This is a genomic window from Desulfotruncus arcticus DSM 17038 (assembly GCF_900113335.1).
GTDB lineage: Bacteria > Bacillota > Desulfotomaculia > Desulfotomaculales > Desulfallaceae > Desulfotruncus > Desulfotruncus arcticus.
The window spans coordinates 225,624-243,943 of sequence record NZ_FOOX01000002.1; the positions used below are offsets into that span (position 1 = coordinate 225,624).

General features: G+C 48.4%; 16 protein-coding genes. 9 read left to right on the forward strand and 7 right to left on the reverse strand.

Annotated elements, in window-relative coordinates; translation table 11 throughout:
• Positions 1–128 precede the first annotated feature (128 nt).
• From ppsA to BM056_RS03635, 5 genes are all read left to right on the forward strand, one after another.
• The gene (ppsA, locus tag BM056_RS03615) at positions 129–2,756 is read left to right on the forward strand and encodes a phosphoenolpyruvate synthase (protein ID WP_092468805.1); all 2,628 of its coding nucleotides are present in this window, start codon (positions 129–131) and stop codon (positions 2,754–2,756) included.
• A 348-nt stretch (positions 2,757–3,104) separates the two neighbouring features.
• Positions 3,105–3,926, forward strand: a complete 822-nt coding sequence (locus BM056_RS03620; protein WP_165613360.1) for an ABC transporter ATP-binding protein — start codon at positions 3,105–3,107, stop codon at positions 3,924–3,926.
• Positions 3,926–4,627: a hypothetical protein gene (locus BM056_RS03625; protein WP_092468808.1), complete on the forward strand. Its 702-nt coding sequence runs from the start codon at positions 3,926–3,928 to the stop codon at positions 4,625–4,627. The genes BM056_RS03620 and BM056_RS03625 overlap by 1 nt, the downstream gene beginning before the upstream one ends.
• Positions 4,628–4,643: 16 nt before the next feature.
• On the forward strand, positions 4,644–5,582 hold the full coding sequence (locus BM056_RS03630; protein ID WP_165613361.1) for an Rv2686c family ABC transporter permease subunit: 939 nt from the start codon (positions 4,644–4,646) through the stop codon (positions 5,580–5,582).
• Positions 5,582–6,226, forward strand: a complete 645-nt coding sequence (locus BM056_RS03635) for a TetR/AcrR family transcriptional regulator (protein WP_092468812.1) — start codon at positions 5,582–5,584, stop codon at positions 6,224–6,226. The genes BM056_RS03630 and BM056_RS03635 overlap by 1 nt, the downstream gene beginning before the upstream one ends.
• Positions 6,227–6,346: 120 nt before the next feature.
• On the opposite strand, the gene BM056_RS03640 is transcribed toward BM056_RS03635, so the two are convergent.
• Complete coding sequence (locus BM056_RS03640) at positions 6,347–6,769, reverse strand: VOC family protein (protein WP_092468813.1); 423 nt, start codon at positions 6,767–6,769, stop codon at positions 6,347–6,349.
• 531 nt (positions 6,770–7,300) lie between these two features.
• Between BM056_RS03640 and BM056_RS03645 the strand changes: the two genes are divergently transcribed.
• The 4 genes from BM056_RS03645 (at position 7,301) to BM056_RS03660 (ending at position 10,618) form a co-directional block, all read left to right on the forward strand.
• A complete protein-coding gene (locus BM056_RS03645; protein WP_238456289.1) occupies positions 7,301–7,738 on the forward strand; it encodes a MarR family winged helix-turn-helix transcriptional regulator in 438 nt (145 codons plus the stop codon).
• 27 nt (positions 7,739–7,765) lie between these two features.
• Positions 7,766–8,566: a DUF3786 domain-containing protein gene (locus BM056_RS03650; protein WP_092468815.1), complete on the forward strand. Its 801-nt coding sequence runs from the start codon at positions 7,766–7,768 to the stop codon at positions 8,564–8,566.
• 878 nt (positions 8,567–9,444) lie between these two features.
• Positions 9,445–9,567 carry a hypothetical protein gene (locus tag BM056_RS27150; protein WP_274377509.1) on the forward strand — a complete coding sequence of 41 codons (123 nt, stop codon included), beginning with the start codon at positions 9,445–9,447 and terminating at the stop codon, positions 9,565–9,567.
• Positions 9,554–10,618 (forward strand): alpha/beta fold hydrolase, encoded by a 1,065-nt coding sequence (locus BM056_RS03660; RefSeq protein ID WP_092468817.1) that lies wholly within the window; start codon positions 9,554–9,556, stop codon positions 10,616–10,618. The genes BM056_RS27150 and BM056_RS03660 overlap by 14 nt, the downstream gene beginning before the upstream one ends.
• A 62-nt stretch (positions 10,619–10,680) precedes the next feature.
• On the opposite strand, the gene BM056_RS03665 is transcribed toward BM056_RS03660, so the two are convergent.
• The 6 genes from BM056_RS03665 to BM056_RS03690 all read right to left on the reverse strand — a co-directional run bounded on the left by BM056_RS03665 (position 10,681) and on the right by BM056_RS03690 (position 18,181).
• Complete coding sequence (locus BM056_RS03665; protein WP_092468818.1) at positions 10,681–13,797, reverse strand: efflux RND transporter permease subunit; 3,117 nt, start codon at positions 13,795–13,797, stop codon at positions 10,681–10,683.
• Complete coding sequence (locus BM056_RS03670) at positions 13,794–14,888, reverse strand: efflux RND transporter periplasmic adaptor subunit (protein ID WP_092468820.1); 1,095 nt, start codon at positions 14,886–14,888, stop codon at positions 13,794–13,796. The genes BM056_RS03665 and BM056_RS03670 overlap by 4 nt, the downstream gene beginning before the upstream one ends.
• A 38-nt stretch (positions 14,889–14,926) precedes the next feature.
• Entirely contained in the window at positions 14,927–15,589 is a 663-nt protein-coding gene (locus BM056_RS03675) for a permease prefix domain 1-containing protein (protein WP_092468822.1), read from the reverse strand.
• Positions 15,576–15,929: a PadR family transcriptional regulator gene (locus tag BM056_RS03680; RefSeq protein WP_092468824.1), complete on the reverse strand. Its 354-nt coding sequence runs from the start codon at positions 15,927–15,929 to the stop codon at positions 15,576–15,578. Before BM056_RS03680 ends, BM056_RS03675 begins: the two co-directional genes overlap by 14 nt.
• Before the next feature lie 381 nt (positions 15,930–16,310).
• Positions 16,311–17,612, reverse strand: coding sequence for a TRAP transporter large permease (locus tag BM056_RS03685; RefSeq protein WP_092468826.1), 1,302 nt, complete (start codon positions 17,610–17,612; stop codon positions 16,311–16,313).
• 35 nt (positions 17,613–17,647) lie between these two features.
• Positions 17,648–18,181, reverse strand: a complete 534-nt coding sequence (locus BM056_RS03690; RefSeq protein ID WP_092468828.1) for a TRAP transporter small permease subunit — start codon at positions 18,179–18,181, stop codon at positions 17,648–17,650.
• Between the last annotated feature and the right edge of the window lie 139 nt (positions 18,182–18,320).

The window sequence follows — 18,320 nt, forward strand, 5'->3', positions numbered from 1 at the left end:
GCAATCGCATCAAAGAACTCAGTTGTGAAATAACGGATTATTACAAAATAATTAGCACAGTATATGTAGAGAATGAATAAAATTACTTTTGTATACCTCATTTACGACACTTTAAGGAGGGAACCCATATGAATTCATATGTGCTAGGTTTCCGGGAGATCGACAAAACAAAACTCATGGTTGTCGGGGGTAAAGGTTTAAACCTGGGGGAACTGTCAAGGATTGAGGGAATACGGGTGCCGGAGGGGTTTTGCGTCACCACCGGGGCGTATAAAAAAACGATCGAGCATAACGAAGAATTTAACACCTTGCTGGATCAATTATCAGCTCTAAAGGTGGAGGACAGGGAAAAAATCGGTGCCATCAGCGGCAAAATCCGTGAGGTAATCGAAGGGCTAGAGATCGCCAAGGACATCGAGGAAGCAATTATTAGCTATCTCGCCAAGCTTGGCGAGGAACATGCCTATGCCGTGCGTTCCAGTGCCACTGCGGAGGATCTGCCGCTGGCCTCCTTTGCGGGCCAGCAGGATACGTATTTGAACATCACAGGAAAAGATGCGATTTTGCAGCATATCAGCAAGTGCTGGGCTTCGCTGTTCACGGACCGGGCGGTGATCTACCGCATGCAAAACGGTTTTAACCACCGCAAGGTCTATCTGTCCGTAGTCATCCAGCGGATGGTTTTCCCGCAGGCATCGGGGATTATGTTTACAGCCGATCCCGTTACTTTCAACAGGAAGGTGCTGTCCATTGATGCCGGCTTCGGGCTTGGCGAAGCCCTGGTCTCCGGCCTGGTGAACGCTGACATTTATAAGGTGCGGGAAGGCAGGATCGTCGATAAAAAGGTATCCACCAAGAGGCTGGCCGTTTACGCACTTGAAGATGGCGGCACGGAGGAACGGGAGCTCGAACCCGGACTGCAGAATATGCAGGCGCTTACGGACGAGCAGATTCTGCAGCTCGAGCGCATGGGCAGAAAGATTGAGGTCTATTTTGGCAGCCCGCAGGACATCGAATGGTGTATTAGTGAAGATGCAATTTTCGTCGTTCAGAGCCGCCCCATCACTACCTTATACCCTATACCGGACGTTAACGATGGGCAGAACCGGGTCTATATGTCGATGGGACATCAACAGATGATGACTGATCCCATCAAACCGTTGGGCATGTCCTTCTTTCAGTTTTTATCTGAAAATTACCCATTACGTAAAGCCGGCGGAAGGCTGTTTGTCGATGTATCGCATGATATGGCCTCCACCATTGGCCGCAGGATTTTACTCAGTGCCATGATGGGTAAGAACGACCCGCTGATGCAAAACGCGTTCAAAAGTATCATTCAGCGAAAAGATTTTATGAAATCATTGCCGCGCGGCCAGAGAATTTTCAGCCTGCGCACCGAGGGAATGTCCGGAGCCATGTTTATTGAAGCCTTCAAGATTTACCGCCAAAACGACGTCGAGATCGTTTACAATCTTATTTCCCGCAGCGAGGCGTCGATTAAAGAGGTGCAGCAAAAGATTGCCGGCTTGTCCGGGGAGGAACTGTTAGCTTTTATTGTAGAGGACAATAAGCGATTAAAAGAAGTCTTGTATCAGCCACGAAGCTTTGGAGCGATAATGGCCGGAGTGTACGCGGCGGAATGGATCAATAAGAAAATGGAAAAATGGTTGGGGGAAAAGCACGCGGCCGACACGCTTTCCCAATCGGTAGCCAACAATATTACATCCGAAATGGGCCTGGCGCTGCTGGATGTAGCGGACGTGGTCCGTCAATATCCGGCGGTGATTGAATATTTTCATCAGGCCGATGATGAAACCTTTTTTGAGGATCTGGCCAAACTGGAGGGCGGCGAAGCTGTTAGCCAATCCATCCGGGCGTACCTGGAAAAGTACGGCATGCGTTGTTCCGGCGAGATCGATATCACCAGGCCCCGTTGGAACGAACAGCCTACCGCACTCATTCCCATGATTCTCAGCAACATTAAAAATTTTGAGCCCAATGCAAGCAGCGTTAAATTTGAGCAGGGGCGGCGGGAAGCAGAGCAAAAGGAACGGGAGCTGTTAAGCCGCCTGGAGCAATTGCCCGGCGGCAAACAAAAGGCCGCTAAGACCAAAAAGATGATCAGCGTTATGCGCAACTTTATCGGCTACCGGGAATATCCCAAGTATTCCTTTATCCAGCGTTACTGGGTTTATAAGCAGGCTCTGCTGAAGGAGGCCGACAGGCTCGTGCAAAAGGGGGTCATCCGGGAGAAGGAGGATATCTACTATCTATCCCTGGAGGAACTCCGGGAGGCCGTTCGCACAAACCGGCTGGACTACAGCATTATTAGCGGGAGAAAAGAGGAGTACGAGGTATATGAAAAACTGATGCCGCCGCGGGTGCTGACGTCCGAGGGCGAGGTCGTGTCCGGCGTGTACAGCACCGGCAATATCCCCGATGGCGCCCTGGCGGGCATACCGGTTTCAGCCGGCGTCATCGAGGGCCGGGCCAGAGTCGTTTTAAAAATGGCGGACGCCGACTTGGAGGAAGGCGATATTTTGGTCACCTCATTCACCGACCCTAGCTGGACCCCGGTATTTGTATCCGTCAAAGGCCTGGTGACGGAAGTGGGCGGGCTGATGACCCACGGTGCCGTTATTGCGCGGGAATACGGCCTTCCGGCGGTGGTAAGCGTGGAAAACGCCACCAAACTGATCAAAGACGGGCAGCGCATCCGTGTGAACGGCACGGAAGGATATGTAGAAGTGATGTGAGTGTTAACGTAAACGAATGTGGGCGATCATAAGCAAAGGCTGTTACCCGGCGCCTGCAGATTGAAAATGCTTTGGCCAAACTAAGCGCGGATATAGAGTAAAACACAGGCTGCGGCAATATGCCGCTAGGCCTGTGTTATTTTTTATCGTAATACAGAGTACGGGGAAAGTTAATGAATATACCATGGAAAGCCCCAAGTTGCTCTGCCTGTTGGAACACCCGCTTGTATGGAGAAAAAGTATAACAGAGATATTGACTGATGAGTCAATGTTATGGTAATATCCAAATTGACCTGGTAGTCAATTTGGATTGGAGGGAGTAAACTGAAAGCGATAGATGTTAAGAATTTGACTTTTTCATATGACCGACAGATCAAGGCGGTGGATGACATTTCATTTACCGTTGAAAAAGGTGAGGTTTTTGGCTTTTTGGGACCCAGCGGCGCGGGAAAGTCAACAACCATTAAACTGTTGACACGCCTTATTGTGCCGCAAGCAAATAGCGTTTTTATCCTGGGGCGGGATATGGCAAAAGTGGACTATAAGTTTATGCGCAAAATTGGTATTTCATTTGAAAATGATGTTCTTTACCCTACCTTGACGGGTTACGAAAATCTATATTTCCATGCCAAGTTGTACGGCATCAACAAACAGGAAATTGAAGATGTAATGAAGACTTTGGATATTTTTGATGCCCGCGATAAGCCTGCCGCCCAATATTCAAAAGGAATGAAGACTCGTCTGGTACTGGCCCGGGCATTGGTTACCAGGCCGGAAATACTATTTCTTGATGAGCCTACAGGTGGTATGGACCCGGATATCGCCGCCTATGTACGAAAGGTGCTGAAAGATTTGAACAACCAGGGTACCACAATGTTTGTAACCACTCATGATATGCACGAAGCGGAGCAGCTTTGTGACAGGATTGCTTTTTTTAACAGCGGCAAGATTGTAGATATTGACACACCCGAATCCTACAAGAAACGATATGGTGAAAGCCGCATCTCGTTTACAGTTGGCGACAAGATTATAGCAGTTGACAGAAAAAACAAAGAGGAACTTTTGAGGTTGATTGACCAGGATCAATGGAATAGTATCCACAGCCAGGAAGCAACTCTTGAAGACATATTCATTAAAGTAGTAGGTCGTGGATTGAAGGATGGTGAATAATGATGAGAGAAGAATTTGTAAAATTAATGCGCGGCAGCTTGACTAAACCAATTTCCGGTCAACTGGTGGTTTATATACTCGTGTATAATGCCATAGCCCTGTTTTTCCCTAATTTTGCAATACAATGGGGTGGCATGATCGCAATTTTAATCGTAATTCTTATGCTTGACATGACCTATTGGCTTACCGCCCTGCCCATAGCGGAGGATGCGGAGACGAACATGCTCCAGGTCATGCGGACAAGCAGAAGTGTATTTAATTATTTTATGGGTAAGCATTTGCTTGTTCTTGTTTCTATGGGTGGAATGGCATTAATGTTGAGAACTGCAGACCTTTTGAATATGCAATCAGCTGTTTTTATTTATTTAACCCTGCTAATCGTCCTGGTTATGATGGGGCTTGCGCTTGTTACTACGATATTTATAAAAAACCAGTTTTTTATATTGGGCATCGGTAGTTTTTTTAATGCGCTTTCCATTTTGGTATTAGTCCGTATGCTGCTGCCGACCTGGAATATCCCGAAAATTCCATTCAATCCCTTTAATGAGCTGATCAAGGGATATTATGACCTGCTTTATCCGCCTGTTGGAGTTGCTTTACAACTTAATCTAACAGCATTGACAGGGTTCGCAGTCGGATTTTACCTTGTGTGTGCCGTATTGTTTCATAAGCTGACGTATAAAAATGGGTTTATGTTATAGAAGGGAGGTTGATGGAGTGTTTCGGTTTTACTTTTTAAAGGAAATGCAGCTGGCCAGGAGAAATATGTTTTTTCTGCTGATTGCCATACTGCCTGTTTTAACTTCACTTGCCGGGGCAGGACTAATCACTGTTTACTCTGAAGCGCCGAAAATTGTGCTGCTTGAGGGAGATGGCAGAGGGGTGCCGGAGGGTGTAAAAGTATTCTATATGCCTGATGAAGAGAGTATGCACCAAAGGGTTAATGATATTGATGCTGCCATAGGCATTGTGGGTCAGCAAATAATCATAGATGGACGCGAGTCGGAAGATACGGTTAAAACGGCTAAAAATATAGCTGTAGGAAATGCGCCCGGGGACATGGGGAAAATCCCGGAAGCTACAAAAAGTAAGATTTTAGCCTATGCACTTTTTGCGGCATTTACGGGAGGTAGTGCCCTTATTTTTAAAGTGGTAGAAGAGAGGGAAAACAATACGGTGGATTTATATAAAACAGAGCCTGCACCCGATATTTATCCAATTGGCGCCAAAATACTTGTATCCGCAATCCTGTGTTACTTTGGATTTGTAGCGAGTACGTGGATACTGCAAACTCCGGCGAGTCTTTTAACCCTTACATTGCTCTATATTTTGGCAATGGGTTTGAGCTCAGTCATGGTAATATTGATTGCCTATTTTTCCAAGGATCAGTCCCAGGCTATCGCTCTTCTTAAACCTGTTTCAGTGTTTTTCGTGATATTGCCGTCTACCCTGGGTTTGTTCTTTGGCGGTATGATGCATAAAATTGCGCTAATAACACCGTTTTACTGGCTGACGCAGCTTATCTACAGTATCTATAATGGTGCTTTTTCACAGCAGTATTTTGTAGCACTTGTGGCTGCAAATATCATTGGTTTCATGGTCATAATATTTACCTGGCATAAATCGCCTTACGGCAGAAAAAGGAGCAATGCATAATGTATAACAGTTTCAAAAAGCTATCCGATGAAAAACGAGATTTGATTTTACGGATCAGTATGGAAGAGTTTGCGGAAAAAGGGTATTATAAAGCTTCTACCGATATGATAACCCAAAGGGCGGGAATATCCAAAGGTATACTTTTTCATTATTTTAAAAATAAAAAAGGGCTGTTTTTGTATTTGGTTGAGCACATAAGGGAATGGCTTGCGAAAAAGGTAGCTTCTGAAATAGAAATGCTGGAAGAAGATGATTATTTTGAACGAATAAAAAAAATGATGATCATAAAGTATAAGGTTGCGTTGAATTATCCAACCGAAACGGAATTTGCCACCAGGGCATTACTAACTCCCCCGGTGGAAGCAGCAGATGAGATTGCAGCTCTTAATAAAAAATATATGGAAAAGTATCAGGAGAAATCAATGCAGGATTTCTTATACGATAAAAGGCTGCTTGAAAAGCTTCCCCTGCGTGTAGAACCTGAAAAGGTTATTAAAGTAAGCGCCTTTATATTAGAGCAGGTAGGCGCAAAATATATAGAAAAATATAAATTGCAGGGCGCATCTGCAAGCTTTAACAAATTCCTTGAAGAACTTGAATTTTTCAATGATATCATTAAATATGGTGTTATTAATAAAATTTAAAAACTGGGTGCCCCGACCCACCTTGCTGCCGACGGTGATGAACGCTCGGTGCCTGGCACTCCGCTAATTCGACAAAATAACTCGAGATTTAGCCGTACCCGGCACCTCAGCCGTTCGTCCTTACGCTTCTCCACTGTCATAGCTAAGCTGCCATGGTATGCCAAACTTATCCGTTAAAGAGCCGTAGCATTTGCTCCAGAAAGTCTCTTGAAGCTCCATGTCTACAGTGCCTCCTTCTTGCAGTTTATTAAACAAAGACTTTATTTCATCCATGTTTTTGCTGATTATCGTAAGGCTTATGTTGTTTCCTGCGACAAAAGGCCTACCGGGAAAAACATCAGAAAACATAACAGTGCTTCCATTAATGTTAAGCCGCGTGTGCATTACTAAATTTTTTGCTTCCTCCGGAAGAGGAAATTCAGGGCTGGGTGGCGTATCTCCAAAGGTCATAATTTGAGGTTTTTCTGTTCCAAAAACCTCTGTGTAAAACTCTACTGCCTCACGACAGTTTCCATTAAAATTAATATAAACATCAACAGCCATTTGCGTCACTCCTCGTCTTGGTTTTAAAATGTTAATCATTGATAAATGATTATTAAATCTAATTATATTGTTTGACCTTATTTAATTTTGAATGTAAGTACCGGTAAGTATATCACTCTTTTAAAAATTAACCGGGTATGGCGCCGGTTTTTTTGATGCGGTTTTCGCGAGCCTGGCTCCGCAATTCTTGCAAAACATTCACGACAAAAAACGGAACCTCGCCGAATGCCGCGAAAGTCTTTACTACCGGAACGAGCCTTGACAGCCGTTACATAAGCTCCCACAGTCCTGGTTAAAGCGGAATTTATTGGCTTGCAAAAATATAGCCCTCGCCATTTCGGCAACCCCCATAAAATAATTGAGCGCCGGAGATTCGAAGACCCCAACGCTTTCCCTTGGAGAACATTTTCTTTGAAAGGCGCCATTTTTATACCCGGGTATACTTGACTATATATCGTTAGCATGCTAACATATGTGTTAGCATGCTAACATAATAAGGAGGGATAAAAAATAGAGCGGAACGGAGACGCGTTGGATTACCACCTTTCAAAACGTACGCTGTATGAACTGAAAACTACATGGGAAGCCATTGAAGATGTTTTTTCTATGCATTTTGCACGTTACGGCCTATCCTCGGCGAAATTCAACGCCTTGATCCATCTGTACATGGCGGGCGACCGGGGATTAACGCAGTCAGAATTGGGTAACAAGCTACTGGTTGCCAGGGCCACCATCACTGGCCTGGTAGAGCGATTGGAAAAAGAAGACCTGGTGGTTCGAAGTACTGATCCCTCCGACAAAAGAGTATTCCGGGTCTGCCTCACGAACAGGGCTTTTGCACTTATGCACGCCTTCCTTCCTGTACACAATGATTACATGTGTAAAGTCATATCCGCTCTCGACAGGCATGAAAAGGAAGCATTGATTTCACTGCTGGAAAAAATCAGAAAAGGATTGGGATCAGTGTAATTTTGTTTCGAAAAGAGGTTACAACTCATGTCTCAACTCAATAACCCCCTGGAAATTTACAAGTTACTCCCGAAAACAAATTGCGGACAATGTCAAGCGCCGACATGCCTGGCTTTTGCCACTGCCGTAATCCAGGGACAAAAAAGTCTCGGCGAGTGCCCTCACCTGGAGGACAATGTAGTTGAACAATTTGCTGTAAAAATAATAAAACGAATACCTTATGAGGAACAGTTAGAGCAATTGCTGCAACAACTGAAAGGAGAAATCGCCACCATAGATTTTTATTCATCAGCGGAAAGATTGGGTGCAACACTTTCCGGTGATAAGTTAAAAATCAAGTGTCTCGGCAAAGACTTTACTGTTGATTCCAATGGGAGCATTACATCTGATTGCCATGTGATTCCATGGTTAATGATACCATTACTCGACTATGTTATATCTTGTTCAGGAAAAAATGTTGCCGGGCAATGGGTTCCGTTCAGGGAACTAAAAAATGGGATGACATGGATTCCGCTTTTTGAACCTTTATGTGAAAAGCCTTTTAAACAAATTGCTGATACCCATACCGATCTTTTTGAGATTATTTTACATGTGTTTGGCGGAAAGCCGGCAACGAATACTTTCCACTCTGATATTTCTCTCATTTTATACCCCTTGCCTAGAATTCCTATACTGATTTGTTACTGCAAGCCGGAAGAAGAACTTGAATCCAAACTCAATATTTTTTTCGATACTACGGCGGAAGATAATCTCGACATTCGCTCTATCTTTGGTGTTACCGCCGGGCTTGTCAGGATGCTGGAAAAAATCTCTCTCAGGCACGGTTAAGAATTTCATTATTATTTGAACAGTTATATACAAGAAACCCATGATTAATCCCAAAATAACCGGAAGGATGTGTTAGTAATGGCTAGGATAGGTATTATTACCTGCTCTAACGTAACTCAAGAATTGGGTTGCGTCTCTAGCGTTTGCTTGTCGGAAATAAGGGAAAGAAAAGGTTTTTTTAAAGACTATAATCCTACTCTTTAAATTAAACAGCTTCATTTGACCGGAACATAGTGGACACCTAAAAAGGCTTTCATTTTCCGCAAGGAGACCTGTATGTAATACTTTTCTTTTGTTTTTGGACACAAAAAAGCACCCCATTCATTCTTAATATACGTGAATGAAAAAAGGCACAGCCAAATAAGCCCGGGCCTAAAAAAACTGGCTGAGCCTAAATGGTCTGTACCTTACATTAACGTAAACGAATGTGGGCGATCATAATTTGCAGACACTCCTAAACCAAGATATGAGTTTTATTAATCCTGCTATATTATAACATAATCAAGCTGGAGTGGGACAATGGGACAGGTTCATTGTTCCGGCTTATTTTGGGGGGAATATGTTCCTTAAGCCCTAAAAGAATAGACTATATTGTGTTGGCCCCAAAATACTCCGATCAAAGCGGAAAAAGGGTATTATAAAGCTTCTACCGATATGATAACCAATTTAGCCCTCGCCATTTCGGCAACCCCCATAAAATAATTTAGCGCCGGAAATTCGAAGCCCCCCAACGTTTTCCTTGGAGAACATTTTCTTGGTAATGTGTATTGGTTTGAATAAAAGTTAAGAATATGTGAATAGAAGTTGTCGGTTTCAAAAAATAATGAGAATGTAATAAACGATCTTTTTAATTTTTATGCCTTGGGCTAGCGAAAGGAATGAAAAAAATGCAACATGATAATCAAAAGAAAAAAGCGGTGGCTCTCCCAGGCTGGGAACGAGTTCGGAGTCTGATGACCAGGCTGCGGGCGAGATGGAGGTACGAGGGTGAGCGCCGGTAAGCGGGCACGCATGGTGGTGTTGATCCCGGCAGGACTGGTTGCGTTACTCGTTCTGGCGGCAACGGGGTACGTGGTCAGGAATGTGACCTACTCCAGTTGGGATACGAGCCGGGTGACGCGCGCCGGACTCGTCGAGCACCAGGTCGGGGTAGATGGTTCCCTGCTGAACTATGCCGAGGGCCCGGACAACGGACCGGCTCTGCTCCTCATCCACGGGCAGCTGACGGACTGGCGGCACTGGAATCGTGTGCTGCCGGAGCTGTCGAAGCGGTATCACGTCTTCGCGGTCGACTGTTACGGCCATGGACGATCCGCACACGTCCCGGAGAAATACAGCGCCAAGGCACTGGCGGCTGACCTGCGGCAGTTCCTGACCCGGGTCGTGGGGGAACCCGCAACGGTCGCCGGCCACTCTTCGGGAGGGCTGGTAGCGGCTCGCCTTGCCGCCGACGCACCCGAGCAGGTACGCGGAGTCATTCTGGAAGATCCGCCGTTCTTCTCCTCAGTTCTGCCACGTGCGAAGAAGACGTTCAACCACGTCGGTCTCGCCACCACCGCACACGAGTTTCTCCGAAGCGGAGAGAAAGACTTCACCGCCTTTTACATCCGCCATGACGCGATGTGGGACCTCTTCAAGGGAGCTAAGGACAGTATCCAGCGAAGCGCATTGTCCGCCCGGAAGAAGAACCCCGAAGAACCGCTCATGCTCTTCTACATGCCACCGTCGTTCAACGAGATGTTCCGCGCCATGCAGTCCTATGACCCCCGCTTCGGCGAGGCCTTCTATGACAACACGTTCCACCAGGACTTCGACCACGCGGAGACCCTGGCACGGATCACTGTCCCAACCGTCCTGATCCACACCAACTGGAGCTACAATGACAACGGCATCCTGCTGGCCGCGATGAGCGGTGAAGACGCCCAACGTGTCCGGTCGCTCCTCAAAGACGTCGAGTTCTTCAAGGTGGACTCCGGTCACGGGTTTCACTTCGAACACCCTGACCACTTCAACCGGATCGTTTTGGACTTGGAGAAACGGGTGCGGAACTGATCTCCCGGGTGGAGTGTCGCTGCGTAGTCATGCTCTCGCCCTCCGTGTGTCAGCTCCGGCAGCTATATGCCGGTTTCCGGAGCCTGCCCGTAAATTGCTGCTTCCTTCAGCGCTTTCCGGGCTTTTCTTTGCTCCCTGTAACCGGCCAGAACGGTATAGGCCGAAGGCAGCACGATAAGCGTCAGCAGGGTGGAAAACACCAGCCCGGAAATAATGGTCATCCCCATGGGAAAGAAGAACGGGTCCCCGGAAAGGGTCATGGGCAAAAGCCCGGCGGTGGCCGTGGCGGTGGTCAGAATTATCGGGCGCAGGCGGGCTTCTCCGGCCCGGATGACAGCCTCTTTCAGTTCCATTCCCGCCGCCCGGGCCTTTTCTATAAAATCTATCAGCACTATCCCGTTGCGTACCACCACGCCGGCTAAGGAAATGACCCCCAGCATGGACATGAATCCCAGAGGGGTGCGGGTGATAAAAAGCCCGATCAGGCTGCCCGCCACGGCCAGGTAAACAGTGCTCATAATCAGCGGCGGCATGCTTAAGGAATTAAACTGCATGGCCATCAGTATTAAAATGAGGAAAAACACTATTATAGACAGTTTACCCATATCTATGAATATATCGGTCTGCTCCGACATCTCTCCCCCGATATCCCAGCGGTAACCCGCCGGCAAATCAAGGCTCTGTAAAATGGGCATGATGTCATTCATCGCTTCAGTGGCGGTGCGTTCCCTTACATTCCCCGTGATGGTCACCACCCGGGAAAGATTGCGGTGGGGAATGGCCTGGATGCTGAAGGATGGATTAATAGCGGCAATCGAGGCCAGAGGGACCTGATCTCCACCGGCGCTGGGAACTGTTAGAGATTGGAACACAAGCATGGGGTCATCTCCGGACTTGCCGGAATACAGGTTTATGTCAATCAGGTCCTTTCCGCTGTCAAACTCTCCCACCTTTAACCCTTCGCCAACCAGGCGCAGCGTTCGGGAAAGGTCGGTGGCACCAACCATCTTTTGATCCATCATGTCCTTGTTAACCTGAAATTCCAGGGTATGGCGGTCCGCTCCGAAGTCGTCTTTTATGTCGTAGGCCCCGGGAACTTTGGCAATGCCCTCCTTTAGCTGTTCGGCCAGGGCCCGCAACATTCCTATATCGTCACCATAAATGTGTATCGATATGGGGTCCCCCACCGGCGGCCCGGCTTCCAGCATTATGGGGTTGACGGCCACCCCGGGATACATTCCTTCGAGTTCTTCCTGCCAGCGGCCGGCAACATCCTCGGGTTTGGTCTGCTGACGGTCCAATTTGACCACCAGTTCCCCTTCATGGGGGGATAAATTGTCAATTGAAGTGCCTCCCCCAAAAAACAGGTCCGCCTTGCCTCCGGCACAGGCCACCACCGTCTTCACCTCCGGCTGCTGCCCGAGCCAGTCCCGCAGCTCCTTAACTACCCGGTGGGTTTCCTCAATATCTGTTCCCACGGGCAGCCGGACATATATGGGCAGCGCTTCCGCATCCTCCGACGGAAACAGGTCCACCGGGGTAAAGGCCACCAGCCCGTAGGCCAGGGTTCCAATCAATACCCCGGTCAAACAGGTCTTTAACGGGCGTTCAAGCAATACAGGCATCAGCTTGTTGCCGTACCAGCCGGCCAGGCTGTTCAACTGCCTGCCCAGGAGTCCCGCCGGCTTCTCTTTTCCCGCACTCTTCCCGCGTCTGCGCTCCTCGTACCACTGCCGGAAAATGGGGACCACCGTAAGGGACATGACCATGGAAGCAAGCATGGTCAGGGCGACCACCACCGGCAGAGGCCGGATGAACTCCCCGGTACCACCCGGTAGGAAATAGAGGGGCCCGAAGGAACAAACGGTGGCCATGGTGGCGGTTAGTATGGAGATGGAAACCTCTCTGGTTCCATTAACTGCAGCCGCAAAGGGCGGTTCCTTTAATGCGAAGAGATGGCGTTCAATGTTATCGTTAACCACCACCGCATCGTCCACTAGAATCCCCAGCACAATAATCAGAGCGAAAATGGACATGGTATTAAGTGTAATACCCAGCGGGGGCAGGAAGATCAGTCCCACCGCCATGGAAATGGGGATGGCAAAGGCAATAATGACGGAGGTGATCAGGTTCAGTCCCAGGGTACAGACAAACAGCACTGCCACGATGGCGATGATCATTTCCTTCTTTAAACTGTCATATAAGGTCTTGGCGCTTTCGCTCTGGGCATATACCGGTTCCACAGAGGCCCAGGGGGGCAGGGTTTTCTTCAGCGCCTCCAACATGTTGTCTACATGCGCCTGTTGAGAGGGAATATCAATGCCCTTATCCACAACAATTCCCAGCACGGCGGCTGGCTTGCCGCCGTGGTATACGAATACCTCCTCATCCCCTTCAGAAAGGTAGGCCCGTCCGACGTCTTTAAGGTACACGGGAAAGCCCTCCCTGGTGCGGGAGACAATAACCCGGTTAAGGTCATCCACCTTGTATGTATCAGGCAGCTTTAACTGGTGTATGTGGCCCTTGATACTTAAATCGCCGATGGGAACCCGCTCGTTTTCCGACTTTACCGCCGCCATCACCTGGGTCCAGGGAATTCCGTAACTCTGCAGCTTTTGCGGGTCCACATCAACCCGTACCTCCTGCTCCGGAAGCCCGCCCACGGTCACATCGGCAACACCGGGCAAGGTTCGCAGCTGGTCCCGCCAAATTTTCAACGTATCTCTCAGGCTGTAAAGATGTTCCCTGGTATCCGCCGTTATATTTACCGTATAGAAAGAGTTGCGGAATAAATCATCATTAATAACAGGCTTGTCGGCCCCGTCGGGCAGGTCTGCCTCGGCGTCCTTTACCTTTTTGCGCAGTTCATCCCAAAGCTTTTGGGGTTCCACCCCGTCCCTGGAATATATCTGGATGCTGGAATACCCGAAGCCCGAGGTGGAGGTGATGGTCTCCACACCCTGCAGTTCCTTTATTTTCTGCTCAATCTTTTTGGTTACGGTTTGCTCCACTTTTTCCGGCGACGCCCCAGGAAAAGTGGTGGTCACCATGGCAAAGTCGATGGTTATATCCGGATCTTCCTGGCGGGGAAGCTGTAACAGGCTTAAAAAGCCGACGGCTACCACCATTACAAAAAAGAGTATGGTAATTCTCCGCTTTTTTATAATATACTCGATCACTGTCCAACCCCCGCTTGCTTGATTACGCTGCCGTCAAACAGTTTTTCCGCACCCCTGACCACCACTTGGTCCCCGGGCTTTAATCCTGATAGTATCTCAAGCCGGTCACCAATCAGTTGGCCGGTGGCTACCGTGGTTTTCACCACCTTGTCCCCGGAGGCTATGAAAACGTGGGGCTTTTCCTCGCCGTAGCTCAAAACCGCCTGCACGGGCACAAAAATCCCTTCCATTGTTTCCATGGCCCGCCTGACCCTTACCACCTGTCCGGGAAACCAGTCGCGCCCGGAGTTGTCCACAGCCACCTCCACACCGATGGTGCCGGTGCCCTGGTTGGTGGTGGGCAATATACGGGTGACTCTGCCATTCTTGCTGTGGTTATGTAGCAAAAGGGTTACAGCATCACCTTTTTCCCAAGTGGAAATTTCAGTATCCGGCACCGGCAAAATTACCTTTAATTGGTTAACCTGCCCAATGCGGTACACCGGGGTGCCGGTGTCGACAATCTGCCCCACCGAAGAAAGCTTCGCTATCACCGTTCCGCCGGTGGGTGCCCTGAGCTGGTTTTTTCCTTCGTTAACCAGGGAGTACGACTCCTGGGCCAGTAAATAGTCTTTTTCGGCCACAGTCAGTCTGTCCCTGGCAATCTCATAATCATTCTTTGACAGTACCCCCTGTCTGTAAAGTTCCTCCATGCGGTTGAAATCATCCCCGGCCTTTTGGTAGGCCACCCGGGACTTTTCCATTGCAGCTTCGGACTGAGCCAGCTGCAAGGAGTATTCAGTGGCGACCATCTGCGCCATTATCTCCCCGGCCGCCACCTGGTCTCCCTCCTTGTAATACATTTCAGTAATACGGCCGGAGGCCTCAAATGAAATGGGCGCTTCCTCACCGGGGGACAGGGTTCCCGACAATTCTGAATAACGGGAGAGCTGATCCGACTTGGCCGTTTCGGTTTCCACCAGCTTGGCATCGTCAGCCACCGGCACCGGTTCGGCCTGGTCCGTCCCCTTTCTGTCGTAGGCGACCGCGAGACCGGCGGCAATCAAAACAACAATCGCTAAAACAATCCATTTTTTTCTCACCTTGATCATGCGGAACAACCCTCCCCGGTTTTTTATCTCCTCATTTATTATGCATTCTTACGGCGGTCGGTTCCCGTAAGTATAAGAAACAAGAACAATCCGATACCCGATAAAGAGAAAACCATTAATGAACCGATGGCGATATATATTTCACCGGTGGCGAAACGGGCGGCTGTCGCTGTAAACATACTAAAAAGCACTAGTCCTATGGACAAAGCATAGAGCAGGGAGCGTATCTTGTTCATGGCATATTTTTTACGGGTTTCTCTTGTCAGTACGCTGTAAGTTATTAACGTTCCGCCTGCAACGATGAATATTCCGGAACCCGTAACACTTACCGCATCCAAATCCATAAAGTACAACATGGCAACCGTAAATACCCCAAATAACCCAAGCAGCACTCCGGCAATTATTCCAGCCGTTGAAATACGTGCTGTCATCGTAGAATAAACCGATTGCTTGGCCGTATCCTGTCCCAGTTTACGCATGTCATCCACCAGCCCGCTTAAATCACCCATGGAAATTACCGCCTCTTTAAAAGCCTGCTCATCGTCCATGCCCCGGGCTTTAAAATCCGCAGTTTTTTCTTTAATGTTTATGGCCAGCTCTTCCTTTAGGTCAAACAGCTGCTGATTTGGTCCAACCCCGGAAAACAGATTGTCGATATATGCCGTTACTTTTTTATCCAGGCGATTTTCAATCTTGGCCATCGTCAAGACCTCCTGTAATCAATTTGTCTAAAACACCTTTGGCAAAGCTCCAGTCTTTTTTGCTTTGTTCGTAGAGCTCTTTGCCTTTATCGGTAATGCGATAATACTTGCGTCTACCGCCCTGAGTTTCATCCCCCCAATAGGAGAGGATGCAACCGTCTTGCTCCAACCGGCGGAAAGCGGTATATAAGGTTGCTTCCTTTAATTCATACTGGTTGCCGCTCAGCTTGATAATTTTTTTGTAGATCTCATATCCGTAGCTATCACCTTGACGAAGTACGTTTAAAATTATAGTGTCGGTGTGACCACGGATGAGGTCTGTGGAAATTGTGGCATTCACAGTTATTCACCTCACAATATATACTTTATATCATATTACTATTTGTGTCAAGGTACTTTGCCATAAATTAATTTATTGCACCAAAGGAACGTAAGGATATATACCAATGCGAAGAATTTTGGCGCACGCAAAGTATTGGTTGTGACTGATCCCGGAATAATCGCCGCGGGATGGGCGTAACAATAAAAACCGGGCGGGGTATGAACCCTGGCCCGGTTTAAACTCTTTTTTTGCTGTTTATTTTATCTCCTGTAAGCTCGAATAAGTGCGACTAAGGTTTAGCGGTCAGGGGACACACCTCTGCTTATGGGTCAAACTTTTGGGTCGAGGTATGTTACCAACCTATGGGTCAAAAACCCCACCTGAATCAAGTCTTCTTTATTACCTGAGCATCATATTCGGTAATGTTAGTACTATTTGCGGGTACAGGGTAAGCAGCGCGACAATGATAAACATGATGATAAAAGAGGGCAGTGCATAAAGGGCGATCTTGAATATATTCTCGTCGACCAGCCCGTTGATGACGAAAAGGTTGAACCCCACCGGAGGTGTGATCTGGGAAACTTCGATCATAATCACCAGGTAGATGCCGAACCACAGGGGATCAAACCCGGCGGCCGTAATCAGCGGCAGGGCCAGAGGCAGGCTCATGACGATCATGGAAAAACCATCCAGCATGAAGCCCATGATAACGTACATTACGGAAAGGATGATAATCAGTTCGTACTTGGATAGCCCCAGGGTGCCGATAAACTGGGTAAGACTGGCCGGGATGCCCAGGTAACCCACGGCCACGGACAGGAATGAAGCCCCGGCCACGATCAGCATGATCATACAGCTGGTTTTTACCGACCCCAGGACCGCCTCCATGAATACCTTTCCGTCCATGCTGCGGGAAATCAGGGCAAAAAATATGGCACCCAGCACACCTACGGCGGCAGCTTCGGTTGGTGTTGCCCAGCCGGTGTAAATGCTCCCCAGCACCATTAGGATCAAAGTGATCACCGGCAATAGCTGCGGTATCGTTCTCAAACGGTCCCGCCAGGTATAACGCAGGTCACCGGCAGGAGCCAGGCCGGGATTAAACAGCGACCTGATCATGACATACAGGCTGAAGCCTGTGGCAAGCATGGCACCCGGGATGATGCCGGCGATAAATAGTTTGCCGATACTGACCCCGGACATTATGCCGTAAACCAGCATTACCAGGCTGGGTGGAATGAGAAAACCCAGAGTGCCGGCCCCGGCAAGGCTGCCCAGGCAAAGAGAGGAATCATAATTCCTTTTTTGCAGTTCGGGAAGAGTAATCTTGCCCACTGTAGCGGTGGTGGCGGCCGAAGAACCGCTGACAGCGGCAAACAGGGCGCTGGCCGCTATGTTTACGTGAATCAAGCGGCCGGGCAGGCTGTTCAGCCAGGGAGACAATCCCTTAAACAGGTTCTCGGAAATTTTGCTTCGAAATAGGATTTCACCCATAAATATAAATAACGGCAGGGCCATCATGGTGGAACTATTGGTGCTGTTCCACAGGATATTGGATAGAATAGTCAGCGGCTGCGTACTGGTAAACATCATGAACCCGGTGATACCCACCAGGAAAAGGGTGATGCCCACCCAGATACTGCTGCCCAACAACAGGATCAGGAGCCCCAGCAGTGTAAAAGAAATTATAAATAAGTCCATTGCATATCCCCCTAAAATAGCTTAACCAGAGCGCTTTACCGGCCCAGGGCGCCGGATTCTATTTTTTGTTCTTCCAACTGATCGGAGCGGAGCAGCATTATAGTCCGCCCGAGCTCGGCGGCGAATTGCAGGGTCAGGATAAATGAGCCCAGGGGCATAAAAAACTGCGGGATGGCCAGGTAAGTGGCGGAAATCTGCATGGAACGGCTTTGCGATACTACGGAATCCCAAAAGAACAGGGCGGTGGTGGCGGTAATTACGGCGCACAGCACCAGGCCGACGGTAAAGGCGTAAATGTCCACGGCGATGCGGGCCTTGCCCTTTAGGATTGTGTGCAGGAAAACCATGCGGATATGGCCCTTCTCTTTAAGCGTGTAAGACAGGGCCAGGAATGTTATGCCCACCATCAGGTAAGCGGTATATTCTTCAGTAATATAAAGAGTACTGCTGAACAGGGTGCGAATCACAATTTCAATTAATATCAGGGCCAGACCCAGCAGCATCAAGAACCCGGCGGCGTATCCACAACCCTGGGCCAGCCTGTCACATAAACGGGTAAACTTTTCCATGTGTACCTTCCTTCAAAATAAACTATATGGATATCTTGCCGAGGTTTGGAGCAACCGGATTGTATACCCGGTTGCTCCGCTGATTTTTCTTATCTCGTTAACCGCCGCTAAGACTACCGCCTCTACAGGCGGGAGTTAA